24 protein-coding genes are annotated in these 25,268 nt (G+C 64.5%); 11 read left to right on the forward strand and 13 right to left on the reverse strand.

What is annotated here, in order from left to right:
* Nucleotides 1–249 precede the first annotated feature (249 nt).
* The 6 genes from rlmM to AC1VXC_RS17835 form a co-directional block, all read right to left on the reverse strand.
* Nucleotides 250–1,305, reverse strand: a complete 1,056-nt coding sequence (gene rlmM, locus AC1VXC_RS17810; protein ID WP_481539263.1) for a 23S rRNA (cytidine(2498)-2'-O)-methyltransferase RlmM — start codon at nt 1,303–1,305, stop codon at nt 250–252.
* 157 nt (nt 1,306–1,462) lie between these two features.
* The gene (locus tag AC1VXC_RS17815; RefSeq protein WP_062169154.1) at nt 1,463–2,023 is read right to left on the reverse strand and encodes a nucleoside deaminase; all 561 of its coding nucleotides are present in this window, start codon (nt 2,021–2,023) and stop codon (nt 1,463–1,465) included.
* A 266-nt stretch (nt 2,024–2,289) separates the two neighbouring features.
* Nucleotides 2,290–4,566, reverse strand: coding sequence for a TonB-dependent receptor (locus AC1VXC_RS17820; RefSeq protein ID WP_481539262.1), 2,277 nt, complete (start codon nt 4,564–4,566; stop codon nt 2,290–2,292).
* 246 nt (nt 4,567–4,812) lie between these two features.
* Entirely contained in the window at nt 4,813–5,553 is a 741-nt protein-coding gene (phbB, locus tag AC1VXC_RS17825) for an acetoacetyl-CoA reductase (protein ID WP_481539261.1), read from the reverse strand.
* A gap of 31 nt (nt 5,554–5,584) precedes the next feature.
* Nucleotides 5,585–6,913 (reverse strand): CitMHS family transporter, encoded by a 1,329-nt coding sequence (locus AC1VXC_RS17830; protein ID WP_313173474.1) that lies wholly within the window; start codon nt 6,911–6,913, stop codon nt 5,585–5,587.
* A 42-nt stretch (nt 6,914–6,955) separates the two neighbouring features.
* The gene (locus AC1VXC_RS17835; protein ID WP_481539260.1) at nt 6,956–8,125 is read right to left on the reverse strand and encodes an OprO/OprP family phosphate-selective porin; all 1,170 of its coding nucleotides are present in this window, start codon (nt 8,123–8,125) and stop codon (nt 6,956–6,958) included.
* A 192-nt stretch (nt 8,126–8,317) separates the two neighbouring features.
* Here AC1VXC_RS17835 and AC1VXC_RS17840 point away from each other — a divergent pair, with 192 nt between their 5' ends.
* From AC1VXC_RS17840 to AC1VXC_RS17850, 3 genes are read left to right on the forward strand one after another with little or no spacing between them, the layout of a single operon-like run.
* Nucleotides 8,318–9,007 carry a response regulator gene (locus AC1VXC_RS17840; RefSeq protein WP_313494568.1) on the forward strand — a complete coding sequence of 230 codons (690 nt, stop codon included), beginning with the start codon at nt 8,318–8,320 and terminating at the stop codon, nt 9,005–9,007.
* Nucleotides 8,994–10,379, forward strand: a complete 1,386-nt coding sequence (locus AC1VXC_RS17845; protein WP_481539259.1) for a sensor histidine kinase N-terminal domain-containing protein — start codon at nt 8,994–8,996, stop codon at nt 10,377–10,379. Before AC1VXC_RS17840 ends, AC1VXC_RS17845 begins: the two co-directional genes overlap by 14 nt.
* Nucleotides 10,376–11,428, forward strand: coding sequence for an ABC transporter substrate-binding protein (locus AC1VXC_RS17850; RefSeq protein WP_481539258.1), 1,053 nt, complete (start codon nt 10,376–10,378; stop codon nt 11,426–11,428). The genes AC1VXC_RS17845 and AC1VXC_RS17850 overlap by 4 nt, the downstream gene beginning before the upstream one ends.
* A gap of 170 nt (nt 11,429–11,598) precedes the next feature.
* Here the strand turns inward: AC1VXC_RS17850 and AC1VXC_RS17855 are convergent, their stop codons facing one another.
* Together AC1VXC_RS17855 and AC1VXC_RS17860 are read right to left on the reverse strand one after the other, a co-directional pair.
* Complete coding sequence (locus AC1VXC_RS17855; RefSeq protein ID WP_481539257.1) at nt 11,599–12,015, reverse strand: hypothetical protein; 417 nt, start codon at nt 12,013–12,015, stop codon at nt 11,599–11,601.
* 95 nt (nt 12,016–12,110) lie between these two features.
* Nucleotides 12,111–13,859 (reverse strand): glutamine--tRNA ligase/YqeY domain fusion protein, encoded by a 1,749-nt coding sequence (locus AC1VXC_RS17860; protein ID WP_481539256.1) that lies wholly within the window; start codon nt 13,857–13,859, stop codon nt 12,111–12,113.
* A gap of 102 nt (nt 13,860–13,961) precedes the next feature.
* On the opposite strand from AC1VXC_RS17860, the gene AC1VXC_RS17865 reads away from it, so the two are divergent.
* From AC1VXC_RS17865 to AC1VXC_RS17880, 4 genes are read left to right on the forward strand one after another with little or no spacing between them, the layout of a single operon-like run.
* A complete protein-coding gene (locus AC1VXC_RS17865) occupies nt 13,962–14,630 on the forward strand; it encodes a glutathione S-transferase family protein (protein ID WP_481539255.1) in 669 nt (222 codons plus the stop codon).
* Nucleotides 14,631–14,642: 12 nt separating this feature from the next.
* On the forward strand, nt 14,643–14,909 hold the full coding sequence (locus AC1VXC_RS17870) for a putative signal transducing protein (protein WP_282272434.1): 267 nt from the start codon (nt 14,643–14,645) through the stop codon (nt 14,907–14,909).
* Nucleotides 14,910–14,939: 30 nt separating this feature from the next.
* Nucleotides 14,940–15,590 carry a peptide-methionine (S)-S-oxide reductase MsrA gene (msrA, locus tag AC1VXC_RS17875; RefSeq protein WP_481539265.1) on the forward strand — a complete coding sequence of 217 codons (651 nt, stop codon included), beginning with the start codon at nt 14,940–14,942 and terminating at the stop codon, nt 15,588–15,590.
* A 3-nt stretch (nt 15,591–15,593) separates the two neighbouring features.
* Nucleotides 15,594–16,103 carry a flavodoxin family protein gene (locus tag AC1VXC_RS17880; protein WP_313173463.1) on the forward strand — a complete coding sequence of 170 codons (510 nt, stop codon included), beginning with the start codon at nt 15,594–15,596 and terminating at the stop codon, nt 16,101–16,103.
* Between the two features lie 176 nt (nt 16,104–16,279).
* On the opposite strand, the gene AC1VXC_RS17885 is transcribed toward AC1VXC_RS17880, so the two are convergent.
* From AC1VXC_RS17885 to ahpC, 5 genes are all read right to left on the reverse strand, one after another.
* Nucleotides 16,280–17,248: a transaldolase gene (locus AC1VXC_RS17885; protein WP_482995079.1), complete on the reverse strand. Its 969-nt coding sequence runs from the start codon at nt 17,246–17,248 to the stop codon at nt 16,280–16,282.
* Nucleotides 17,249–17,279: 31 nt separating this feature from the next.
* Nucleotides 17,280–17,705 (reverse strand): nucleoside diphosphate kinase regulator, encoded by a 426-nt coding sequence (gene rnk / locus AC1VXC_RS17890; protein WP_313173464.1) that lies wholly within the window; start codon nt 17,703–17,705, stop codon nt 17,280–17,282.
* A 281-nt stretch (nt 17,706–17,986) separates the two neighbouring features.
* Nucleotides 17,987–18,919: a LysR substrate-binding domain-containing protein gene (locus tag AC1VXC_RS17895; RefSeq protein WP_481528404.1), complete on the reverse strand. Its 933-nt coding sequence runs from the start codon at nt 18,917–18,919 to the stop codon at nt 17,987–17,989.
* A gap of 229 nt (nt 18,920–19,148) precedes the next feature.
* On the reverse strand, nt 19,149–20,741 hold the full coding sequence (gene ahpF, locus AC1VXC_RS17900; RefSeq protein WP_481539254.1) for an alkyl hydroperoxide reductase subunit F: 1,593 nt from the start codon (nt 20,739–20,741) through the stop codon (nt 19,149–19,151).
* A 223-nt stretch (nt 20,742–20,964) separates the two neighbouring features.
* The gene (ahpC, locus tag AC1VXC_RS17905) at nt 20,965–21,528 is read right to left on the reverse strand and encodes an alkyl hydroperoxide reductase subunit C (protein WP_313174167.1); all 564 of its coding nucleotides are present in this window, start codon (nt 21,526–21,528) and stop codon (nt 20,965–20,967) included.
* 301 nt (nt 21,529–21,829) lie between these two features.
* Between ahpC and prmC the strand changes: the two genes are divergently transcribed.
* The 4 genes from prmC (at nt 21,830) to pip (ending at nt 25,199) form a co-directional block, all read left to right on the forward strand.
* Complete coding sequence (gene prmC / locus AC1VXC_RS17910; protein WP_313174168.1) at nt 21,830–22,672, forward strand: peptide chain release factor N(5)-glutamine methyltransferase; 843 nt, start codon at nt 21,830–21,832, stop codon at nt 22,670–22,672.
* A 245-nt stretch (nt 22,673–22,917) separates the two neighbouring features.
* Nucleotides 22,918–23,730: a TraB/GumN family protein gene (locus AC1VXC_RS17915; protein ID WP_481539253.1), complete on the forward strand. Its 813-nt coding sequence runs from the start codon at nt 22,918–22,920 to the stop codon at nt 23,728–23,730.
* A 117-nt stretch (nt 23,731–23,847) separates the two neighbouring features.
* The gene (locus AC1VXC_RS17920; RefSeq protein ID WP_481539252.1) at nt 23,848–24,180 is read left to right on the forward strand and encodes a hypothetical protein; all 333 of its coding nucleotides are present in this window, start codon (nt 23,848–23,850) and stop codon (nt 24,178–24,180) included.
* Nucleotides 24,181–24,254: 74 nt separating this feature from the next.
* Nucleotides 24,255–25,199 (forward strand): prolyl aminopeptidase, encoded by a 945-nt coding sequence (pip, locus tag AC1VXC_RS17925; RefSeq protein ID WP_481539251.1) that lies wholly within the window; start codon nt 24,255–24,257, stop codon nt 25,197–25,199.
* The last annotated feature ends 69 nt before the right edge of the window (nt 25,200–25,268 follow it).

Consider the following 25,268-nt stretch of genomic DNA (forward strand, 5'->3'; position numbering starts at 1 on the left):
CGGTAGTGCCGCGCCCAGCTAGGCAGAGGCTTTAACGGCACAAATAAAATTATTGGGGGGGGCCGCGGAGCGGCGGGGCGGGAGAGGGTAAGCAAAACACACCCGCGGGAGGGCGACAAAAAAGCGGACCCCCCCAACCCCCACCCCCCCCACTACAAGGGGGCTCCCGCTGCAAGCGCAAGCTGCCCTCACCCCAACCCCTCTCCCGTGAACGGGAGAGGGGCTTTCAATCCAGAGCGGGGCTTCGAATCAAGCGCCTTTGGGCCGCGGGGTCACGAACACCGTGATTTCCTCGCGATCGTGATACAGCTGCTTGGCGCGGATGGTCAGCGGCTTGCCGGCCTTGTCGGCGAACAGCTCCAGGCAAAGGCGCGTTTCGTCCCAGCGCTTCTTCATCGGCAGCTTCAGGTTGAAGATGGCGTGCTTGCACCAGCCCTCGCGCAGCCAGGTGGCCATGCGTTCGGCCACGCGGCGTGGCTGTTCCACCATGTCGCAGACCATCCAGTCCAGCGGCGTTTCCGGCTGCCAATGGAAGCCATCGGCACGCAGGTGTTCGACCAGACCGGTATCCAGCACATGCTGGCGCAGTGGGCCGTTGTCGATGCTGCTCACATGCAGGTGCTGGCGGGTCAGCACCCAGGTCCAGCCGCCCGGTGCGGCACCCAGGTCCGCCGCGCGCATGCCCGGCACTACCAGCGCTTCGCGTTCTTCCGGCGTGAGCAGGGTCATGAAGGCTTCTTCCAGCTTCAGGGCCGAACGCGAGGGGGCGTCCGGCAGCAGCTTCAAACGCGGAATGCCCAGCAACCACGGCGCGCTGTCGCGGGTATCGGCCACGCATACAAATGCATGCGTGCCATCGACAAACACCACATGCAGCCGCGGCAGCTTGCCGTTGGGCTTGTCGGTGAGCAGGCCAGCCTTGCGCAGGGCCGGGCGCAGGGCATTGCCGAAGGCGCGCGCCAGCCCGGCCAGCGGTTTGCCGGCGTCCGAATCGGGGTGTTCCACCCACAGGTCGCCAAAGCGCTGCTGGCCTTCCAGCGCGGCGATGATCGGGGTGATGCGGTCGCTGGCATCGAGCTGCGGCAGCTCGGCCAACACGCGCAGTTTCTGCCGGGCGAAGATCAGCTCGCGCCAGGGCAGGCGCTGGTCCAGCGCCTCGGCCTCGTCGGTGACGAACACCACGTAGCCATCGTTGCGCTGGGTACGCGCGTAACCGGAAATGCTGGCATGGCCCGCACGTTCGTTCAGTTCGCCGGCCAGTTCCGGTTCAAAGCCTTGGCGGCAGTAGCAGAGCAGGCCGGTCATGGAGATCCTTGGTGTGGAGCGGGCGGGCCTCTCCTTCTCCCGCCGGGAGAAGGTGCCCGCAGGGCGGATGAGGGTAGGTGATGCTCCGGTAGCAGACTGCATGAGAACTGCCGGACCCTCACCCCAACCCCTCTCCCAGTGGGAGAGGGGCTTCAGGTCAGTAGCGGGCGCCGTCGTTCTTGCCGTAGCTGTGCAGCACGGCGCGTGCGTCATCGCGGTTGATGCCTTGCACGACCTCGATGCCGCGCTTGTTCAGTTCACCAGCCCAATCGGCGGGCAGCGGGCCTTCGTCGAACGGGGTCAGTTCTTCCACGTCGGCGGCGCTGGCGCCGATCAACAGGCGATCGATACCGGCCCAGACGGTGGCGCCATAGCACTGGCAGCAGGGCTGCGAGGAGGTGGCCAGGGTGATCGGCGACAGCAGCGCGTTCAGGCGCGGGGTGTTGAGCTTCTGCTGGGCCAGCATATAGGCCATGTTTTCGGCGTGTGCCAACGACGTGGCATGCGGCACCACGCGATTTACCGCGGCGGCGATCACCTTGTGGTCCGGGCCGAATACCACCGCACCAAACGGGCCGCCGCTGGCGTGTTCAACGTTCAGTCGCGACAGCTCGATGGCCAGCGCCACCTTGTCCGCATCGCTGGTATAGGCGCGGTCGGCGTCGACGGCGTCGTGGATCCAGACGGGGAGGGTGAGGTGAACCTGGGCGTGCAGCATGATGATGACCGGCGTTGTGGCAAAAAACGGCGGTCAGTTTAGCGGACTGGGGGGCTGGGGCGGGCTTGCTGGTGGGGCTCGTTCAGGTGTGGGGGCTGGCAGGCAATGATCTGTAGCGGAGCCGGGTTCAGCTCCCTCCCTTTCGCGCAGCGAAGGGGAGGGTTGGGGAGGGGTTGGCTGTTGTTTGTGACTTTTTCGGTTGATGCGAAGAGCACCCCTCCCCAACCCTCCCCTTGGCCTTCGGCCAAAGGGAGGGGGCCAGAGGCTTAAAACTCCGCACCCACCGTCATGAAGATCTGCCGCGGGGCGCTGGCGTGGATGGAATAGCGGGTGCCTGCGGGATCGGTCGGGGCGAACGAGCTCAACTGGCCGGCGTAGCGCTTGTTGGTCAGGTTGGTCACGTTCAAGGAGACCTTCACATTCTGCAGGCCCATGCCGGGGCCGAAGCTGTAACCGCCGCCGGCGTCGAAGGTGGTCACGCCCGGTACCGACTGGTCGTTGGTATAGGTGTAGTAGCGCTTGCCGGTGTACTTGCCGCGCAGGCTCGCGAACCAACCATCACGGTTCCAGCTCAATTCGCTGGAGGCCATGCGCTGCGGCGTATCGACGGTGATCTTGCCGGCCACCGGCACGATGGCGCCGCCGGAGAGGTAATCGTCCTCGTAGGTGGTCTTGTTCCAGGACAGCGCGTTGTACCACTGCAGGCCCTGCGTCGGCTTGAGGATGAAGGTCAGCTCCGCGCCCTGGCTTTTCACCGAGCCGACGTTGATGAAGCGGGTGATGCATTCCGGGCGCGTGCCCACTTCAATGCTGGTGCAGGGGTTGAGCGAGAGCAGGCGGTTGTCGAACATCACGTGGTAGGCGGCCAACGAGGCCTGGTACTTGGCACCGAAGCTGCGGAAGCCGGCCTCGAAGGTCTTGGATTTCTCCGGCTCCAGGCCGGCGCTGGCGGCAAAGGACTCCGGCGAAACCTGCAGCGGGCCGCCGCTGCCACCACCGACGAAGGCGGCGATGTTCTCGGCATACGAGGCGAACAGCTCATTGTTTGCATTGAGCTTGAAGCCGACGCCCAGCTGCGGCAGCAGCGACTCCTTGGCGGTCAGCGTGCCCGACGCGAGCTTCTGCTCGGTGCCGGGTTTGGCCGTGGCGCGCATGCGGGTATTCGGGCTCTTGATGCCGATATCGACGGTCAGGCGCTGGTCGAGGAAGCGCATGCGGTCCTGCACGTAGAACTGGCGCGTGCGGATGTCGAAATCCTGGTCGAACAGGCGGCGGTCTGGATTCTTGAGGTAGGTGTCGTCGAGGAACGGGCCGTCGATGTAGTAGAAGTTGCGCTCGACGTTATGGTCGTTCTGCTCGAACCACAGACCGGCTTCCAGCTCATGGATGCCGACGTTCCACGACAGCGCAGCGGTCAGGCCCTGGCGATCAATCGTGTAGTTGGTGCTGCGGATCGAGATCGGCAGCATGCGGTCGGTGCCCGGGTACGAGGGCTGGCCCGGTGCCCACCAGTGGCCCTGGCCACGATTGTCATGGTGGTAGGCAAGCAGCTTGAGGTTGAGTTCGTCACCGAGATGCAGGCTGGCATCGAGCGAATACAGATTGTCATCGCGCAACGCGCGGCTCTGGTAGTACGCATCGTCGATGCTGTTGACGTCGCCACTGAAGGCGCAGCGCGTGGCGTCGAAGGTCGCTGGCGCGCAGTATGCAGCGGCGACGGCGCGGTCCCAATCCGGCGCATAGATGTTCCAGTCGTAGCCCAGTCCACGCTGCAGCATGCTCTTGGACAGGTAGGCATAGTTGGCCTGGCTGGCCCGCGAGGTGGCTATGAAGGCGCCGAAACGATGATCGCCCACGTTCCACACCGCCTTGGCGTTGAACTGGCGTGTGGTCTGGTTCTGGTGCGGTGCGGCCCACATGTCGGCGTCCTGGTGCACGCCGGAGACATAGGCCGAGAAGCCATTCAGGTCGCCGGTATCCACGCGCAGATAGCCGCGGCGCTGGTTGTCATCGCCGACGGTGACGCTGGCGCGGCCGCCGAATACCGTGGATGGATCCTGCGAGAAGTACTGGATGGCACCGCCCAGGTTGCTGGTCGAGGCCACGCCCAGCGAGCCGATGCCCTGTGACAGCTCGGCGCCGCCCAGGTTCTCGGCGATGATGGCGCGGGCGATGCTCAGGCCGTTGTAGTTGCCATAGCTGTTGTCGCCGAGCGGGATGCCATCGAGCGTATAACCCAGGCGGGTCTTGTCGAAGCCGCGCAGGCTGATGGTCTGCGATTCTTCGTTGGCACCGAAGGCGTCGTTCGACTGCACGGAGACACCGGGCAGGCGATCAAGGATCTTCTGGCCGCTGCTGCCCGGCGGCAACACCTGCTTGTCGACTTCACCGATGCGTTGCACCTGGCGGGTCTGGCCTTGGCCGATCACCGAGATGGTATCCAGTGTCTGCGCGGAGGCGCCGCTGTCTGCAGCGGCTTCGGCGAAGGCGTGGCTTGTGCACAGGGCGAGGGTGATGGCGAAGCTGAGGCGTTGGAGATTCATTGTCTACCGGGTCCATGGAAAGGCCGGCGTGTACGCCGGTCCAAGGAGCCTGTCGGACGATTGTTAAAGCTCGTTTACGCAGATGCGAAACATTGCTGTTCCACGGTGTTCTGCGCACAGATGCGAGCAGAAGTGCGACGCAGTCGATATGAAATGCCGGACGTTCGACAGCAATGGTGCGCGGGCTTCCAAAAGAAAACGCCGCGACAAAGCGCGGCGTTGGTTGTTGCATCCATGGTCGGAAGATCAACCCATGTACAGACCACCGTTGACCGGATAGTCAGCACCGGTGACATAGGCCGCATCATCACTGGCCAACCACGCGCACAGCGCAGCTACTTCCTCGGGCTTGCCGAGGCGGCGGATCGGCACCGACGCCGCCAAGCGGTCCAACACATCCGGCGGGAAGCTGCTGATCGCCTGGCTGGCGATATAGCCGGGCGAAATGGTGTTGACGGTGACGCCGCGCGCTGCGACTTCCGCTGCAAGCGCGCGGCTGAAGCCGTGCATCGCCGCCTTGGCAGTCGCATAGTTGACCTGGCCGATCTGGCCCTTCTGCGCGCTGACCGAGCCGATGTTGATGATGCGGCCCCAGTTCTGGTTGGTCATGCCATCCACCACCTGCTTGCTCAGGTTGAACAAGGTGTTGAGGTTGGAGGCGATCACCGCGTTCCAGTCCTCGCTGCTCATCTGCCGGAACAACATGTCACGGCTGCCGCCGGAGTTGTTGACCAGTACGTCGACTTCGCCCACTTCCGCGCGCACCTTGGCGAACGCAGCAGCGGTGGAGTTCCAGTCGGCGGCATTGCCTTCGGAGGTGATGAAGTCGAAGCCGAGCTCGCGTTGTTCGCGGATCCAGTTGGCCTTGCGCGGGGAATCCGGTGCGCAGCCTGCCACCACCGTGTGGCCGGCGCGGGCCAGGGACTGGCAGATGGCAGTGCCGACACTGCCCATGCCACTGGTGACGTAAGCGATACGTAGCGTCATGGTGCTCTCCAATGCGTCAGGTAGGTGCCGCTCAGGCGGCCAGTGGATACAGGGCGAACAGCAGGCTGCCGGCCATCAGGATCAGCGAGATCAGCACTGCCCACTTCAGGGTGAATTTCTGGTGGTCGGCGAAATCCACCTTGGCCAGACCCACCAGCAGATAGGTCGAGGGCACCAGCGGGCTGAGCAGATGCACCGGCTGCCCGGCCAGCGAAGCGCGTGCCATTTCCACCGGGGTGATGCCGTAGTGGCCTGCCGCTTCGGACAGGATCGGCAGCACGCCGAAGTAGAAGGCGTCATTGGACATGAAGAAAGTGAAGGGCATCGATGCCACGGCGGTGATCACCGCCAGGTACGGTCCCCAGGCTTCCGGAATCACCGACAGGAAGCCGCGCGACATCGCCTCGACCATGCCGGTGTTGGACAGGATGCCGGTGAAGATGCCTGCGGCGAAGATCAGCGACACCACCGACAACACATTGCCGGCATGGTTGACCACGCGGCGGCGCTGCTCGGCCAGGTTCGGGTAGTTGATCACCAACGCAATCGCGAAGCCGACCATGAACAGGATCGGCATCGGCAGCAGGCCGATCACCAGTGCCGCCATCAGTGCCAGGGTCAGGGCGAAGTTGACCCACAGCAGCTTCGGCCGCTTGGTGTCTTCAGCGTCTTCCACCGTCGGCAGCGCATCGCTGTCATCGGAGACGCTGGCATCCATCCACGAACCACCCTGCGGCAGGGCGACCACGCCAAGGCGACGGCGTTCCTTCATGCCCAGGTACCAGGCCAGTGCAAGGATGCCAGCGCAGGCCAATACCATTGCTGGAATCAGCGGCACGAACACGTCGGCCGGATCCACATGCAGCGCAGTGGCGGCACGCGCGGTCGGGCCACCCCACGGCGTGAGGTTCATCACGCCACCGGCGAGGATGGTCACGCAGGTCATGCTCAGCGCGTTCATGCCCAGCCGGCGATACAGCGGCAGCATCGCCGACACGGTGATCATGTAGGTGGTGGAGCCATCGCCATCGAGCGAGATCAGCATCGCCAGCACCGCGGTGCCCATCACGATCTTCAGCGGATCGCCCTTGACGATGCGCAGGATGATGCGCACCAGCGGATCGAACAGGCCGGCGTCGATCATCACCCCGAAGTAGAGGATGGCGAACATCAGCATCACGCCGGTCGGCGCGATCTTCTTGATGCCGTCGAGCATCATCTCATCGAGGCCGGCACCGAAGCCGCCGATCAGGGCGAACACGATGGGTACGGTAATCAGGGCGACCAGCGGCGACAGTCGTTTGCTCATGATGAGATACATGAACGTCAGGACCATGCCGAAGCCGAGGATGGTCAGCATCATCTGCAGACTCCTAGTAAAGACAGGACGGGGAAGAGGTGTTTAGAAATCGAACTGCAGGCGGCCGGTGACCGCGCGGGTGTGGTCCACGGTGGTATCGGTCAGGCGGTTGAGGTTGCGGCTGTCGATCAGGTTGAGCATGAAACGCAGGTTGTCGCGCAGGTACCAGTTGCCGGCCAGGGTCCAGGCTTCGGTGCTGCCGTTGCGCAGGTCGGGCTGGCCATCAAGGTGCTGGCTGCCGCGCATCTGGTCGTAGCGCAGCGCGACTTCGAACGCGCCGGGCTTGTGGCGGATGTCCTTGATGCGGGCGAAGCGGCCGGTCTTGCGGTCGTAGCTGCGCGACTCGCCGGTGACGAACCAGCTGAGCATGCCGTAGGCCGCCATCACTTCACCGCGCTGCGCGCCATCGTCGAAGGTGGCGCCGCTGAATTCGCCCTGCCATGACAGCGGACCGCGCACCTGCGCGTATTCCAGCGACCACTTGTTGACGTCGGTATCGCGACCGGCCGAGAAGTCGACCAGGGTCAGGCGACTTTCATCGGACAGATGGCCGGCCGGGCGCGGACGGATGCGCAACGCAGGAACGCCGTTCACGCCGGGGTTGTCATAGGCCTCGTGGGCCAGCGACACGCCCAGGTGCAGCACATCGCCAGCGGCCGGGTTCGGCGCCCAGGTGACGCGGCCACCGGCAGCGCGGCCTTTCACCTGCCAGGCATCGATGCTTTCCAGGCTGTAGACACTTGCCGCCCAGGTCATGTCGCCCGGGTTGGCCTGCCACGAGGCGCCGAGACGATACAGCGGGGCCAGGCTGGTGCCGGCGTTGCCGCGTTCCAGGAAGCTGCCGTAGTTGGAGCCGGTGCGGTCGTCCAGCGAGTAGTACTGCTTGAACTGGCCGACGGTCAGGCGGCCGGCATCACCGAAGCTGCGGCTGACGTAGACGTCCTTGGCCTCGGGGCGGTCGCCGGAGAAGTCAGCTTCCAGCTTGTAGTCGACGACGAAGAACTTGCCGGACACATCCAGCCAGGCGCGACGGATCTCGGTGTCGTCCTTGTTCGGGGGGCCGCGATGGTCGTTGTCGAAGCTGGCGAAATCCAGATGCAGGCGGCCACCGATGGTGGCAGTCACCGGGCCTTCGTCTTCTGCGGCCAGCGCTGGAGCGCACAGGCTCAGCAGGACAGCGGCAGCGAGGCTGCGCTTTTGGAAAACACTCAATTCCACAAACCCTCCCAGGTGCACGCCAGGCGCGCGGCAAACATGGGCACCTGCTGGTGCGTGGCCGCAGTCTGGCCGGGACTAGCTGTCATCCGCCTGTCAGGGGTTTGTGCGGCGCAGCAATGCGCGCTGGCACTGCGCCTTTGCGGCTTCCGCGTTAGCATTCGCGCCTTCCCGACACTTTTCACCGCGATGCGCCTGCTGCTGGTTGAAGACAATGCGGACCTGGCCGACGCCATCATCCGTCGCATGCGCCGCAACGGCCATGCGGTGGATTGGCAGGCCGATGGCATGGGCGCAGCCAGCGTGCTGCGCTACCAGAGCTTCGATCTGGTGGTGCTGGATATTGGCCTGCCCAAGCTCGATGGCCTGCGCGTGCTGGCTGGCATGCGCGAACGCGGCGACAGCACGCCGGTGCTGATGCTGACCGCCCGCGATGGCATCGAGGATCGCGTGCAGGCGCTGGATGTGGGCGCCGATGACTATCTGGGCAAGCCGTTCGACTTCCGCGAATTCGAGGCGCGTTGTCGGGTATTGCTGCGTCGTGGTCGAGGCCAGGCCAGTGAGGTGATGCAGATCGGCAGCTTCCAGTTCGACAATGCCGCGCACCGGGTCAGTCTGGATGGCGAGGTGGTCGAACTGCCGAACCGCGAATTCCGCCTGCTGGAGATCCTGGTCGGTCGACTCGGACAGGTCGTCGGTAAGGATGAGATCGCCAAGGGTCTGTTCGGCTTCGACGACGAAGCCGGGCCCAATGCCATCGAGCTGTATATCGGTCGGCTGCGCAAGAAACTGGCGGCCGCGCCAGTGCGTATTACCACCGTGCGCGGCGTCGGCTACATGCTGGAAGCCAGTGACGGTGGCGCCGATGGCGACGGCTGAGGTCCGCACCTCCGGTTCATTGCGGCGCACCTTGATGCTGTATCTGGGCGCCTTGCTGGCGGTGTTCGCGGTGGCCTTGTTGTTCGCCGCGCGCGACTACGGGCAGCGTGCGGCGAATCGCTCCTACGACCATCTGCTGGTGTCTTCGGCGCTGTCCATCGCCGATTCGGTGGCATTGGTGGATGGGCAATGGCAGGTGGATCTGCCATATGCGGCCCTGGACCTGCTGTCGATGGCGGAAGAAGACCGTGTGTTCTACCGCGTGGCCGACAGTCGTGGTCGCACCATCACCGGCTACGAGGATCTTCCCCTGCCACCGCGCAGAAGCGGCAATCAGCCGCAGTTGTTCGATGCCGACTACAGCGGTGAGACGGTGCGCTTCGTGGTGGTCAAGCGCAGCTTTGCCGCCGCTTCTGCGCAGGGTGAAGTGCAGGTGCAGGTGGGGCAGACCCGCCGTGCACGCGCCGAACTGGCGCAGGAAATGGTCAACCGCGCCTTGATCGCCATCGGTGTGTTGTCGGCCTTGTTGCTGGCACTGGTGGCCTTCGGCGTGCATCGCGCGTTCCGTCCACTGGTGCGGCTGGAGCGCGAGTTGTCGCGTCGCGAACCCTCCGATCTGAAACCACTGGACTCGCATGTTCCGCGCGAGATGAACCAGATGGTCGGCGCTTTGAACCGCTTCATGGAGCGCCTGTCCAGCAGCAACGAAACCCTGCGTGCATTCATGGCCGAAGCCGCACATCAGATGCGCACGCCGCTGGCAGCACTGCGCGCACAGGCCCAACTGGCCTTGGACGAAGAAGAACCCGAGGAGATGCAGCGCAGCCTGCGTGCAATCGAGCGCAATGCCACCCATATGAGCCGCCTGCTCAACCAGTTGCTCAGCGATGCCAGCGTGATCCACCGCTCCAACCTGCAGCGCTTCGCGCCGCTGGATCTTGTCGAAACCGTGCATCAGGCTTTGCATGAAGCCTTGCCGCAGGCAGGCCCGGCACCGCGCGTGCAACTGGCGATCACCACCGGTGCGGTGCAGGTCAATGGCGACGCCCTGCTGCTGCGCGAGGCGATCAAGAACCTGATCGACAACGCGATGAAATACGGTGGCGATGGCCCGCTGCAGATCGCTCTGACGGTGCAGGACACGCAGGCGGTATTGACCATCGCCGACCACGGCCCCGGCATCAGCGCCGCCGATGCCGAACGCGTATTCGAGCGCTTCGGGCGCGGTGAAAACGCGCCTGCCGGTGGTGCCGGCCTCGGGCTGGCCATCGTCAAGCGCGTGGTTGAAAGCCATGGCGGCAGCATCGACCTGAGCAATCGGCCCGAAGGCGGTCTGGTCGCCACCATCCATCTGCCAAGGCATGCCGCATGAGCCGCTTGTTGATCCTGTTGCTGGGCCCGCTGCTGGCAACGCCACTGATGGCTGCGCCGGGTGATGTACAGCGCTTCCCCGCGCAGGGCGTTGTGACCGAGCAGCTGCGCATCCACGGCACCACCGACATCGAAGTATTCGCGGTGGTGATCGCCGACTACCAGCGCCTGCATCCGGGTACGGAAGTCGTTTACGAAGACATCATCACCCAGGATCTGTATGCGCGCTTCCTGCGCGACCGCAATAAGGCGACCACACCGGATCTGTTGATTTCCAGCGGCATGGATCTGCAGACCAAGCTGGTCAACGATGGCCATGCACTGCCACATCGTTCGCCGCAGACCGAAGCCGTGCCTTCCTGGGCGAAGTGGCGCAATGAAGCCTTCGGCATCAGCTATGAACCGGTGGCGATGGTCTACAACACGCGTGCATTGCCTGCGGCAAAAGTGCCGCACACGCGTCGCCAACTGCTGGACCTGCTGCGTGCCGAAGGCGCACCGCTGCGCGGCAAGGTTGGCACCTACGATATCGAGCGCAGCAGTGTCGGCTATCTGCTGGCGACCCAGGACGCGCAGCGCGGCAGCATCGCTGGCGCCTTGCTCGGCGCATTGGGTGACAACGGCGTGGTGCGCGAGGAGCGTACCGGTGTGCTGTTGGACCAGGTCAGCAGCGGCAAGCTGTCGCTGGTCTACAACGTACTGGGTTCCTACGCGCAGGCGCGTATCGATGCTGGTGCGCCCTTGGGCATTGTCGAGCCGGAGGACTACACCCTGGTGGTGCTGCGCACGGCGGTGATTCCGCGCAACAGCCCGCACCCGACCGAAGCCAAGCGCTTCCTCGATTACCTGTTGTCGGCCCGCGGCCAGCAGGTGTTGTCGCGCGAGGCGCGTTTGATGCCGATCATCCGCACCGGTGGCGGTGACAGCGATCCCGGCCAGAACCGGCGGCCGATCCAGCTTGGGCCCGGCTTGCTGGTGTATCTGGATGCGCTCAAGCGGCGCCAGTTCCTGGATGCCTGGCGCAGCAGCGTCGAGCCCAAGCCGCGCTGAGTGTGGCTCAGCGTAGCGGGATGGGATGTTCGCTGATTGGCGCAGCACCGTAGCCCGGGTAAGCGCAGCGCACCCGGGTCAAGCGGATCCAGTTGTCTTCCAGACGATCGGTCACCGATCCCGGGTGCGCTGCGCTTACCCGGGCTACGTTCGGAGCGCATTGCGCTTGCTCAGCGCTCCGCAGCGGGATTCTCTGTCATTGGCTGGCGCAGCGGATTGCCGCTGTCGGTCGACGCGCACTGGCCTTTGACGCAACTACAGCCCTGGATCTCGGTGAAACCACAGACACTCATCATGCCCTTGGCCTGGCAGCTTGCCTGCACGCCGGCTGGGTCGGTGGGGCTGTTGAGGTTGACGCAGGCCGGGTAATAGCCGCAGCAGTTGCCGACGTTCTTCACGGTGCAATCGGCGTCGACCTTGCAGTTGCTGTCGACCACGATGGGCGTGGCAGCAGGTTTGGCTGGGGTTGATTGCTCGCTGGCCGGGACCGGCGCGGGCGTTTGCGAGGTGACCGGCGCGGTAGCGGCCGGCGAGCTGCAGGCGGTGACGGCGAGCAGCAGGCAGAGCAGCAGTGACAGACGGAACATGGGCGAATCCTGTTCTGGGCACGCGGCCATGGTAGCCGCGTCCCCTGTGAGCAGGGGGTTACCGGGCTGTCAGCCGGCAACCCCACCCATCCCGATCAGGCCGACCAGGTATCGCGCAGGGTCACGCTGCGGTTGAACACCGGCTTGGCCGGCGTGTGGTCGCGGCGGTCGGCGACGAAGTAGCCGGTGCGCTCGAACTGGTAGCTCTGTTCCGGTGCGGCCAGGGCTGCGGCCGGTTCGACGTAGCCGGTGACGACCTTGCGTGATTCCGGGTTCAGGTAATCGCGGTAGGTCTTGCCGTCGGATTCATCGTCCGGGTTGGCCACCGAGAACAGGCGGTCGTACAGGCGCACTTCGGCTTCCACCGCGTGCTGGGCGCTGACCCAATGGATGGTGCCCTTGATCTTGCGGTTGGCGCCTTCCATGCCCGGACGCGATTCCGGGTCCAGCCAGCCGCGCAGCTCGACGATCTCGCCGGCGTCGTTCTTGATCACTTCATCGACGCGGGCGATGCCAGCACCACGCAGGCGCACTTCGCCGCCTGGTACCAGGCGCTTCCAACCCTTCGGCGGCACTTCGGCGAAGTCTTCGCGCTCGATCCACAGCTCACGCGAGAACGGCACGTCGCGGCTGCCAAAGCTTTCGTCCTTCGGGTGGTTGCTGAAGCTGAGCGATTCCTCGTGGCCTTCCGGCAGATTGGTCAGCACCAGCTTGAGCGGATCGATCACCGCCATGCGGCGTGCCGCAGCGCTGTCCAGATCTTCGCGCAGGGCGCCTTCCAACACGCTGAAATCGATCAGCGAGTTCTGCTTGGAAATGCCCACGCGCTCGGCGAACAGGCGCATCGCGGCCGGGGTGTAACCACGACGGCGCAGGCCCTGCAGGGTCGGCATGCGCGGGTCTTCCCAGCCATCGACCAGGTTTTCGGTGACCAGCGCCATCAGCTTGCGCTTGCTCATCACCGTGTAGTTGATGTTCAGGCGCGAGAACTCGATCTGGCGCGGCTTGGCGGCTTCACGCGGCAGGCCCTTGTCGACCAGCGGCTGGGTCAGCGCATTGTCGTGGGCGTAGTCGACGTTGTCCACGCACCAGTCGTACAGCGGGCGGTGGTCTTCGAACTCCAGCGTGCACAGCGAGTGGGTGATGCCTTCCAGCGAATCGCCCAGCGCATGCGCGAAGTCATACATCGGGTAGATCGGCCAGGCATTGCCGGTGTTCTGGTGCTCGACGTGCTTGATGCGGTAGATCGCCGGGTCGCGCAGGTTGATGTTGCCGCTGGCCATGTCGATCTTGGCGCGCAGGGTGCGGGCGCCATCGGCGAACTCACCGGCACGCATGCGCGCGAACAGGTCCAGGTTCTCCTCGACGCTGCGCTCGCGGTACGGCGAGGGGCGGCCCGGCTCGGTCAGCGAGCCGCGGTAGGCGCGCACTTCCTCGGCCGACAGGTCGCAGACATAGGCCTTGCCGTCGCGGATCAGCTTCTGTGCGGCCAGGTAATAGGCGTCGAAGTAGTCCGAGGCGTGGCGCAGCTCGTTCCACTCGAAGCCCAGCCAGCGCACGTCGTCCTGGATGGCCTGCACGTATTCCGGGTCTTCCTTGGCCGGGTTGGTGTCATCGAAGCGCAGGTTGCAGACGCCGCCGAACTCGCCGGCGATGCCGAAGTTCAGGCATATCGACTTGGCATGGCCGATGTGCAGGTAGCCATTGGGCTCGGGCGGGAAGCGGGTCTTGATGGCCGTGTGCTTGCCGCTGGACAGGTCCTCACGGACGATCTGACGGATGAAATCGCGCTTTTCGGGGGCGTTTTCCGGCGTGGCGGCGACAGCAGGCGTGTTCTCGGACATGGGGACGCAGTGTATTGAAGTAAACCGCAAGTTTAGCCGAGCCGGGCGTTGGCTGCCGGGACGGGGCTATGCTGGGCTATCCCACCGTATGGATTCGTACCGATGGACCGCCCCGTTCTGGTGATAGGCAACAAGAATTACTCGTCCTGGTCGCTGCGCCCGTGGCTGCTGCTGCGCCATTTCGGGGTGGAGTTCGACGAAGTACGTTTGGCCCTGGATACGCCGGCCTTCGCCAGCGAAGTGCTGCAGCATTCGCCGACCGGCAAGGTCCCAGCGCTGCGTGATGGTCAGCTTCAGCTCTGGGATTCGCTGGCGATCTGCGAATACGCCAACGAGCGCTGGCTGGGCGGACGCGGCTGGCCGGCTGATCTGGCCCAGCGCGCCGTGGCCCGGGCGGCCGCGGCCGAAATGCATTCAGGTTTCACCGCGTTGCGCACCCAACTGCCGATGAATAGCCGCCGTCAGCCCGATGGCTACCGCTGGGACGCCGCCGCCCAAGCCGACATCAACCGTATCCGCGCGCTGTGGAGCGAGCTGCGCCGCCAACACGGCGCGGGCGGGGCGTTCCTGTTCGGCCAGTTCGGCATCGTCGATGCGATGTTCGCGCCGGTGGCGGTACGCTTTGACGGTTATGGCGTGGCGGCCGAAGGCGTTGCCGGTGACTACCTGCAGGCCCTGCTGGCCCTTCCGGCACTGCGCGAGTGGCGCCAGGCCGGTGCTGTGGAAACCGAGCAGCTTGCTGCCACCGACGCCCTGTGCCAGCCGGTTTGAGCGGAGAACCCCATGCAACTGATCTACCAGAGCAATAACCTGTTCGACGCCCATCTGGTCAAGCACGCGTTGGAGGATGCCGGCATCCCGGCCTTCGTGTTCGGCGAGTCCTTGCTCGGTGCGGGTGGCGAGCTGCCCTTGTTTGGCCTGTTGCGGGTCTGCGTACCCGATTCGGCCAAGCCCGAGGCCGAGGACATCGTCGCTGCATTGGGCTTGGACGACGGCCCCGCCGACCCCATCTTGGATGACGATGAAGCGCCGGGATTCCTCCCGGCCTGAGGAGCTGACATGTTGGGAATCGGCCAGGGAATACTGGGTATCGGCGCGTTCAAGCAGCGCCTGCCGCGCCCGGAAGAAGCACTGCCGGGGCGGGACACGCCGCTGCCGCTGCACAACCAGCATTTCGTCAACGGCCAGCCGCTGCGGGCCGATTTCAACGGCTTGCAGGTGCTGGACGTGGGCCTGGGCTGTTTCTGGGGCGCCGAGCGCAAGTTCTGGCAGCTGCCGGGTGTGGTGACCACGGCGGTGGGCTATCAGGGCGGCGTCACCCCGAACCCTACGTATGAAGAAGCCTGTTCCGGCCTTACCGGCCATGCGGAAGTGGTGCGGGTGGTGTTTGATCCTGCACAGGTGACGTTGGAGACGGTGCTGCGCACCTTCTGGGAAAACCACGATCCCACCCAGGGCATGCGCCAGGGCAACGACACCGGCACCCAGTACCGCTCGGTGATCTACTGCCATACGCAGGAACAATACGACGCGGCGCTTGCCAGTCGCGATGCCTACCAGCAGCAGCTGACTGCATCGGGTTTTGGTGAGATCACCACCGAGATCCTGTTTCCGGCACCGCCGTTCTATTACGCCGAGGATTACCACCAGCAGTATCTGGCGAAGAATCCGAATGGTTACTGCGGTATCGGTGGCACTGGCGTGAGCTGCCCGATTGGCCTGGATGCCTGAGTCATGAGTGCCGCACCGCGCCGTTTGTTGGTGGTGTGGCACAGCTTTACCGGCGCTACTGCGTCGATGGTGGGCGCTTTGGTGCAGGGTGCCCGCGAGAGTGCGGGTGATGCGGTGCAGGTGATTGCCTTGCGCGCCGCCGATGCCGGTGCGGATGATGTGCTTGCCGCCGATGCGGTGGTGTTCGCCACGCCGGAGACATTGGCCTCGATGAGCGGGGCGATGAAGGATTTCTTTGATCGCAGCTATTACCCGCTGTTGGGGCGCTGCGAGGGCAAGCCGTATGCGCTGCTGGTATGTGCTGGATCGGATGGTCATCCGACGATTGCGCAGTTGCGCAGGGTGGCGTTGGGCTTGCGTTTGAAGGAAGTGGCCGAGCCGGTGCTGGTATGTACGCAGGCCCAGACGGCTGAGGCGATTGTTGCTGGGAAGCAGCTGTCTGAGGCGCAGTTGGCGCGAGGCCGTGAGCTGGGCGCGCTGCTGGCAGCAGGGCTGGAGCTGGGCGTGTTCTAGCCTTTGCTCAAGCCCCTCTCCCGCATGCGGGAGAGGGGTTGGGGTGAGGGCGCTCTGAAAGCACGTGGAGCAAAAGCTTTTAGAGCTTTAGAAGCTTTAAAAGCTCCCCTCATCCGGCCTTCGGCCACCTTCTCCCGCTCGCGGGAGAAGGGAGGCGTCAGGCATTGCTTTGGCTGTTAGTTCCCAAGCTCATCCGCAATCCGCTGACGCAGCGTCTGCAGGTCCTTGGCAAACGCCTCAATACCGGTGGCCAGCTTCTCCGTAGCCATCGGATCAGCCGCCATATCCGCATCAAACTTCGCTTCATCGATCGCAGCGACACTCACCGCTTCGGCAGCACCAGCCACCAGCTTGCGCGGCAACTCGCCAAAATCGGCATCCAGCTTCTCCAGCAGATCCGGCGAGATCGTCAGACGATCACAGCCAGCCAGCGCTTCAATCTGCGCGGTCGAACGGAACGACGCACCCATGACAACGGTGCTGGAACCGCGACGCTTGAACTCGGCAAACACACCGCGCACGAACACCACGCCCGGGTCTTGGTCGATGCTGGCCGGGGTCTGGCCGTTGGCCACGTACCAATCCAGGATGCGGCCGACGAACGGCGAGATCAGGAAGGAGCCGGCTTCCGAGCAGGCCAGGGCCTGGGTCGGGTTGAAGATCAGGGTCAGGTTGCAGTCGATGCCTTCGGCCTGCAGCACGCGTGCGGCTTCCACGCCGGCCCAGGTGGCGGCGATCTTGATCAGCACCTTGCTGCGCGGCACACCGGCCGCTTCGTACATGGCGATGAACTCGCGCGCCTTGGCGACGGTGGCCTCGGTGTTGTGGGCCTGGTCGGCATCCACCTCGGTGGACACGCGGCCCGGCACCAGCTCGGCCAGCATGGTGCCGACGCCGACCGTCAGGCGATCGACCACGGCATTGGCGACGGCCTGCTTGTCACCGGATTGGGCGCGGCCCCACTGCAGCTCGCGCTCGATCAGCCCGGCATAGACCGGCAGGTCGAGGGCTTTCTTCACCAGGGTCGGGTTGGTGGTGCAGTCGACCGGACGCAGGCGCTTGATGGCGTCGTAATCGCCGGTATCGGCGACGACGACGGACAGTTCACGCAGCTGGGCGAGCTTGGAGGGGGCCTGGGACATCATGGTTTCCTGTTGCAGGTGCGGCGCAGTGCGCTCAGCGGTGGAAATCACCAGCCGCCTCGGGCTGGTAGTGGACGGCGGTGACGCGCAGGCGCAGCTGGCGGCCGCCGGGTGCGGTCCAGTCGATGGTCTGGCCAACCGACAAGCCCAGCAGGGCGCTGCCGACCGGTGCCAGCACGGACACGCGGCCCTTGTCGAAATCCGCTTCATGCGGATAGACCAGGGTCAGAGAATGTTTTTCGTTGTGCAGTTCGTCTTCGCAGTCCACACGGGAGTGCATGGTGACGATGCCTTCGGGGATTTCTTCCGGCGGCAGCACCTGCGCGCGCTCAAGTTCCTGCGCAAGGGCAACAGCGGCCGGGTGCCGGCTCAACGCCGGGGAGTCCAGCAGGGCCTCAAGACGGGCCATGTCGCGGGTGGAAACAATGATGGATGGCGGCAGACCGCTGTGGCTGGTCATGGGAATTCCTTATCTGATTGAAGAGCAAGCAAAAGGCGACGCTTTGTCGGCGCCGCCCGGGTTTCTATTGTGCTGGTGAAGCGGGCCGTAGGCGACCCTGTGAAGATCATGGGGCCGGTGCGCCCCGGATGCAATGTGGGGGAGGGGGGTATTCAGGTTTTGGGGGGCTGCGGAGAGCACCCCTCCCCAACCCTCCCTTCCGCTGCGCGCAAGGGAGGGAGCCAAGCCTTGCCACTTCCCTTGCGCGCAGCGGAGGGGAGGGCCGGGGGAGGGGTAAGCTTTTAAGCCTGAACCCGCGGCGATTCCGCCGGCGCCTCCAACAAGTCCGCCGGCAGCTGTTTGAACAACTGCGAGAACTGCTCCAGGAACGCGCCCATCGCCGAGCTGCGACGCCAGACCATGCCGATCCGCCGGTTCGGCTGCGGATCGCCCGAAAATGGGATCAATCTGACGTTCTCAGAGCGCGCCACCGGCGGCTTCACCGCCAGCATCGGCAACAGAGTGACGCCCACGTTCGCCGCCACCATCTGCCGCAGGGTTTCCAGGCTGGTGGCCTGGAACTCGGATTTCTCCAGCGCGCCGGCCATATGGCAGACATCCAGCGCCTGGTCGCGCAGGCAATGGCCATCCTGCAACAGCAGCAGGCGCTGGTCGGACAGGTCATCCAGCGTCAGCGAGGGGTGGCTGGTCAGCGGATGGCCTTCTGGCGCGGCCAGCACGAAGGGTTCCTCGAACAGGAACTCGGTGTGCAACTGCTCGTCGGCGATCGGCAGGGCCAGCAAGGCAGCATCGAGTTGGCCGTTGCGCAGCTGTGCCAGCAATACATCGCTCTTTTCCTCGACCAGCAACATCTCCAGCTGCGGGAAGCGCTGGCGGATCGCCGGCACTACATGTGGCAATAGATACGGGCCCAGGGTCGGGAAAATTCCCAGGCGCACGGTGCCGGCTTCCGGGTCACGGGCGCGGCGCGCGGCTTCCTTCATCTGTTCTACTTCGGCCACGATGCTGCGCGCACGCGCGGCGGCCTCGCGGCCGGCCGGGGTAAGCATAACCTTGCGCGGCGCGCGCTCCACCAACGGCACGCCCAGCTCTTCTTCCAGCTTCTTGATCTGGGTGGACAGGGTGGGCTGGCTGACGAAACTGGCAGCCGCCGCGCGGCCGAAGTGCTTGTGCTCGGCCAGCGCCACCAGGTACTTCAGGTCACGAAGATTCATGTTGGGCTCCCGGCTGTTTCCTTCGCCCGGCGGGAGAAGGTGCCCCGAAGGGGCGGATGAGGGTTGGCGAAGTCCACGAATTTCGTGGGAGCAATGGGTTTCACCCTTACCCTCACCCCAACCCCCGCTTCGCGCCCCGGCCCCGCGCTGACGCGGGGCGTTCGTGGGGCAGCGAACCGGTGGTTCGCAAACTGCCCCTCTCACCCCAAAGGGAGAGGGGCTTCTAGCTTCAGGCAGTTTCAGTTTCTGTCGCTGCAGGCTGCAGTACCGGCGTACGGATCAGATGATCGAAGGCACTGAGCGCGGCAGTCGAACCGGCACCCATCGCGATGATGATCTGCTTGTACGGCACCGTGGTGCAGTCGCCGGCCGCAAACACGCCCGGCACATTGGTCTGGCCGCGATCATCGATGATGATCTCGCCGCGACCGCTGAGCTCCACCGTGCCACGCAGCCACTCGGTGTTCGGCAGCAGGCCGATCTGCACGAAGATGCCTTCGAGCTCGACCCGGTGCGAATCGCCACCGACGCGGTCGGTATAGACCAGGCCGTTGACCTTCTGGCCGTCGCCCAGCACTTCGGTGGTCTGTGCGTTGAGCACCACCTTCACGTTGGGCAGGCTGTTGAGCTTGGCCTGCAGCACCTGGTCGGCACGCAGCTTGCTGTCGAACTCGAACACGGTGACGTGGCTGACGATGCCGGCCAGGTCGATGGCCGCTTCCACGCCGGAGTTGCCGCCGCCGATCACCGCCACGCGCTTGCCCTTGAACAGCGGGCCGTCACAGTGCGGGCAATAGGCCACGCCCTTGTTGCGGTACTCGTCTTCACCCGGCACGTTCATCTGCCGCCAGCGGGCACCGGTGGACAGGATCACCGTCTTGGATTTCAACGAAGCACCGTTCTCCAGCTGCACTTCGACCAGGCCATCGGCACCGGCCGGCACCAGCTTGGCCGCGCGCTGCAGGTTCATGATGTCCACCTCGTACTCACGCACGTGGGCTTCCAGCGCGGCGGCCAGCTTCGGGCCTTCGGTGTGCTGCACCGAGATGAAGTTCTCGATCGCCATGGTGTCCAGCACCTGGCCACCGAAGCGCTCGGCGGCAACACCGGTGCGGATGCCCTTGCGTGCGGCATAGATCGCCGCCGCCGCACCGGCCGGGCCACCGCCCACCACCAGCACGTCGAATGCATCCTTGGCCTTGATCTTCTCGGCCTCGCGGGCAACGGCGCCGGTGTCGAGCTTGGCGACGATCTGCTCCAGGCTCATGCGGCCGGAGTCGAACATCTCGCCACCCTGGAACACCATCGGCACCGCCATCACCTGGCGCTGTTCCACTTCCTGCTGGAACGTGCCGCCCTCGATTACCGTTGTGCTGATCTTCGGGTTCAGGATCGCCATCAACGCCAGCGCCTGCACCACGTCCGGGCAGTTGTGGCAGGTCAGCGACATATAGACGTCGAAACTGTACTTGCCGTCGATCGCGGTGATGCTGTCGATGACGTCCTGCGCGACCTTCGGCGGATGGCCGCCGGTCCACAGCAGGGCCAGGACCAGCGATTCGAATTCGTGGCCCAGCGGCAGGCCGGCAAAACGCACGCCGTGGTCCTGGCCTTCGCGGGCGATCACGAACGAGGGCTTGCGCGCATCGTCGCCGGAAGTGTCCAGCGTGATCTTGCCGCCGCCGGCCGCGACGATATCGTCAAGCAGGCCGCGCATGTCCTGGCTGGCGCTGCTGTCGTCGAGCGAGGCGATCAGGCGCAGTGGCTGGCGCAGCAGGCCCATGTACTGCTGCAGCTGGGTCTTGAGGCTGTCGTCGAGCACGGTCAACTCCTTCGTTGAGGCAAAGCGGGGGAGTGACGCCCCTGCATGAAGCGGGGCGCCAGTAGAAGTAGGGGTGAACCGCAGCGGGCTGCGTGGCGTGCGGGCGTGGTGCTGGCTGGCATCAACACGCTGCGGTTCACCCCCACACCCGCCGCGAAGGCGGGGTGGGAGTGCCATGGAGACGAACCAGGTATCTGGTTCATCGCCACCGGCTGACCGGGACTTAGATCTTGCCGACCAGGTCCAGCGACGGGGTCAGGGTCTTTTCGCCTTCCTTCCACTTGGCCGGGCACACTTCGTTCGGGTGTGCGGCGGTGAACTGGGCAGCCTTCAGCTTGCGCAGGGTCTCGGACACGTCACGGGCGATCTCGTTGGAATGGATCTCCGAGGTCTTGATCACGCCTTCCGGGTTGATCACGAAGGTGCCACGCAGGGCCAGGCCTTCTTCCGGAATGTGCACGCCGAAGGCGTTGGTCAGCTGATGGGTCGGGTCGCCAACCAGCGGGAACTTGGCCTTGCCCACGGCCGGCGAGGTTTCGTGCCACACCTTGTGCGAGAAGTGGGTATCGGTGGTCACGATGTAGACCTCGGCACCGGCCTTCTGGAACTCGGCATAGTTGTCAGCGGCGTCTTCGATCTCGGTCGGGCAGTTGAAGGTGAAGGCTGCCGGCATGAAGATCAGGACCGACCACTTGCCCTTCAGCGACTCATCGGTGACTTCAATGAACTTGCCGTTGTGGAACGCGTTGACCTTGAACGGCTGGACCTGGGTGTTGATAAGGGACATGAAGATTCCTCTTGGGTTGTAGGGCGGGGTGAATCGTTGGAGCAAAGACTAATAGGCAGAAACTAATAAAACAAATGAATTGGATGCATCGTATCAATAGATAAAGCCTATCAATCGATGCCCTGAAGCTGCCTCAAGGCCTGATATCGGGTGCTTTGCGGGCTTTCCAAGCCATCCAGGGCCAAGCTGAACGATGTGGCATAGATGGGATTAATCCTTAGGCAAGGATCATGGCGGTAGGCAGGGGCGGGCGCGCTGACTATCCTCGCCCTCCTGAAAGAAGCCGCGAAGAGGTAATGCAGTGTCCACGTTGAAGGTTGCCGAGCTGTTGCGGGAGGCTGCCGCACGCCTGCCGGGTGAAGATGCCCGCCATGAAGCCGAGCAGTTGCTGATCCACGTGCTGGGCGTGGAGCGGGCGTGGTTGTTCTCGCATGCCACCGACGAGGTGGATGCCGAGGCGGTGGAGCGCTTCGAGGTGCTGCTGGCGCGCCGTGCCGAGGGTCATCCGCTGGCCTATCTGACTGGCCGACGCGGCTTCTGGACCCTGGACCTGCAGGTCAACACCGCCACCCTGATCCCGCGCCCGGAAACCGAGCTGCTGGTCGAGCAGGCGCTGGCACGGCTGCCGGCCGATGACATGGTGCGGGTGGCCGACATGGGCACCGGCAGCGGCGCCATCGCCTTGTCGATCGCCAGTGAACGGCCCCTGGCGACGGTAATGGCGACCGACGTGCTGGGCCCGACTCTGGCGGTGGCGGTGAAGAACGCCCAGGCGCATGGGCTGCAGAATGTGTGGTTCCGGCGTGGGCACTGGTACACGGCGTTGGGCGCGGATCGCTTCGACATGATCGTCAGCAACCCACCCTATATCGCTGCAGGTGACCCGCATCTGGTGCAGGGAGACCTGCGTTTCGAGCCGCCGCCGGCCCTGGCATCGGGCGCGGATGGCCTGGATGCGATCCGCGAGATTGTTGCCGGCGCGCACGAGCATCTGGTGCCCAGTGGCTGGTTGCTGCTGGAGCATGGCTGGGATCAGGGCGAGGCGATCCGCGCGCTGCTGGAACAAGCCGGGTTTGCGGAGGCGCAGACGGTGCAGGATCTGGAGCAGCGGGATCGGGTGACCTTGGGGCGTTGGCCTGGTTGAGGTTGAGGTTGTTGTAGTTGTTGTTGCTCTTGCCGCTTTTTTTCAGCTCGTCATTCCCGCCTTCGCGGGAATGACTGCATAAAGAACGAAAGCCAAAGCCAAAGCCAAAGCCAAAGCCAAAGCCAAAGCCAAAGCCAAGGTGGAGCCAAAAGCACTGCTCCGGCACGTCATTCAGGTCATTTCCTGTCCACAAGACGGCACCCAAAACCTCCCGTAGCATCGCCATCTCCAAACCGGGGATGCCGATGATCCGTACCGCGTTCGCTGTCGTATTGCTGGTCACATCGCTGGGCTGTGCTGCAACGCCAGCCACCAGCAAACACGCGCCTATCCATCCCTTGCGTGAGGGCTCGCCGGTGCAGGATGACTTCGCTGATCTGGCGCCCCTGGGTGAGGCCATCGGCGACAAGCGCATCGTCATGCTCGACGAACTCACGCATGGCGAAGGCAATATCTACGAAAGCAAGGTGCGCACCGTACGCTACCTGCACGAGCGCAAGGGCTTCGACCTGCTGGTACTGGAAAGCGGCCTGTTCGATGTCACCCGTCTATGGCAATCGCGGCTGCCACTGCGCGCCAATGCGCCCGGCAATATCTTCTACATGTATGCCAACAGCGCCGAGGTGTGGCCGCTGTACGACTATCTGGATGCACAACGCGACGCGCCCGGCGCGATGCAGTTGGCTGGCTTCGACGGGCGCCTGAGCGGCGCATTTTCGCGTCGCCAGCTGGTGCCGCAGCTGCGCGAACGCTTGCTGCGGCAGCCACTGGATGAAAGAGCAAGGCAGCGCCTGCAGCTGCACCTGCAACAGGTACAGCGATTGCTGGATGGCAAGCTGGCGATGGCGGATGCTCGCGCACGTCAGCGCTTCCTAGATGATTCGCAATGGCTGCTGCAACTGCTGCCGGCGCCGGACGCCGAGCATGGCGACGACGTGTTCAACAGCGATGGCTTCTGGCGGCGCATCAACGCCAGCCTGCAGCGCATGGCCGAGGTGAGTTGGCAGCTGCGGCCCTTCGACGAACACGATCCGGTCATGGCCGGCAACCTGCAGTAGCTGCTGGAGCAAGCCTATCCGGGGCGCAAGGCGGTCGTCTGGGGGCATTACGCGCATCTGAACAAACTTGGCGGCTATCGCGACGGTCATCCGCGTGGCTTTCCGGTGGTGGACAACGTGACCCGCGCTTTGCCACCTGCGCTGCAGGAGCAGACCTATGTGCTGCATTACGCCGGGGCGCAAGGGAGTTACCTCGACTACATCGATCAGCAGGTCCGCCAGGTGGACGCACGGCCGGCGCAGCTGGAGTCGCGCTTGACTGCCGATACCTCGGTCGCAGCGGTGTTCGTTGATCTGCATGCAGGCAGTTTGTCGGGCGAGGAGGATCCGGCCAGCCGGCTGTGGGGCATGGACTACGCCGATGAATTGACGCTGCCCGAAGCACGTCAGCGCTTCGACGGCATCTGGCTGCTGGAGAGGATCACCCCGGCGACCTATGCGACGCCTTGATGGAACGCTGTAGCGCAGACAAGACCGCAACATCGCTGCGTTAGACTAAGCGGCCTGTTCCCAGCGAGGCTGCCATGCGCACGCTCTACCCCGCCATCGAGCCCTACGACACCGGCACACTCAAGGTCGACGACCGCCACACGCTGTATTTCGAACAATGCGGCAACCCCAACGGCAAGCCGGTGGTGATGCTGCACGGCGGCCCCGGTGGCGGCTGCAGCGACAAGATGCGCCAGTTCCACGACCCGGCCAAGTACCGCATCATCCTGTTCGATCAGCGTGGCTCGGGTCGTTCCACCCCGCATGCGGATCTGGTCGACAACACCACCTGGGATCTGGTCGCCGACATCGAGAAGCTGCGTGAGAAGCTCGGCGTCGACAGTTGGCAGGTATTCGGCGGCAGCTGGGGTTCGACGCTGGCATTGGCCTATGCCGAAACCCATCCGCAGCGGGTGACCGAGCTGGTGCTGCGCGGCATCTTCATGCTGCGTCGCTGGGAGCTGGAATGGTTCTACCAGGAAGGCGCCAACCGTTTGTTCCCGGATGCTTGGGAGCATTACCTCAAGCCGATCCCTCTCGTTGAGCGCCATGACCTGATCTCGGCCTTCCACCGCCGCCTGACCAGCGATGACGAGGCCACGCGCCTGGCCGCTGCCAAGGCCTGGAGTGTGTGGGAAGGTGCAACCAGCTTCCTGCACGTGGACGACGATTTCGTCAACAGCCACGAAGACCCGCAGTTCGCGCTGGCCTTCGCCCGCATCGAGAACCATTACTTCGTCAACGGTGGCTTCTTCGAGGTGGAAGACCAACTGCTGCGCGACGTGCACAAGATCGCCCACATCCCGGGTGTGATCGTGCACGGCCGTTACGACGTGGTCTGCCCGCTGGCCAATGCCTGGGAACTGCACAAGGCCTGGCCGAAGGCGCAGCTGCAGATCACGCCTGCCTCCGGCCACTCGGCATTTGAAGCCGAGAACGTCGACGCACTGGTACGCGCAACCGACAGCTTCGCCGGCTGATAAGCGAGGCCCTGTAGTGCCGAGCCATGCTCGGCAGCGGCTTTACCGACAAACCCTTGAGATTATGGG

Source organism: Stenotrophomonas sp. STEN033 (assembly GCF_056856655.1).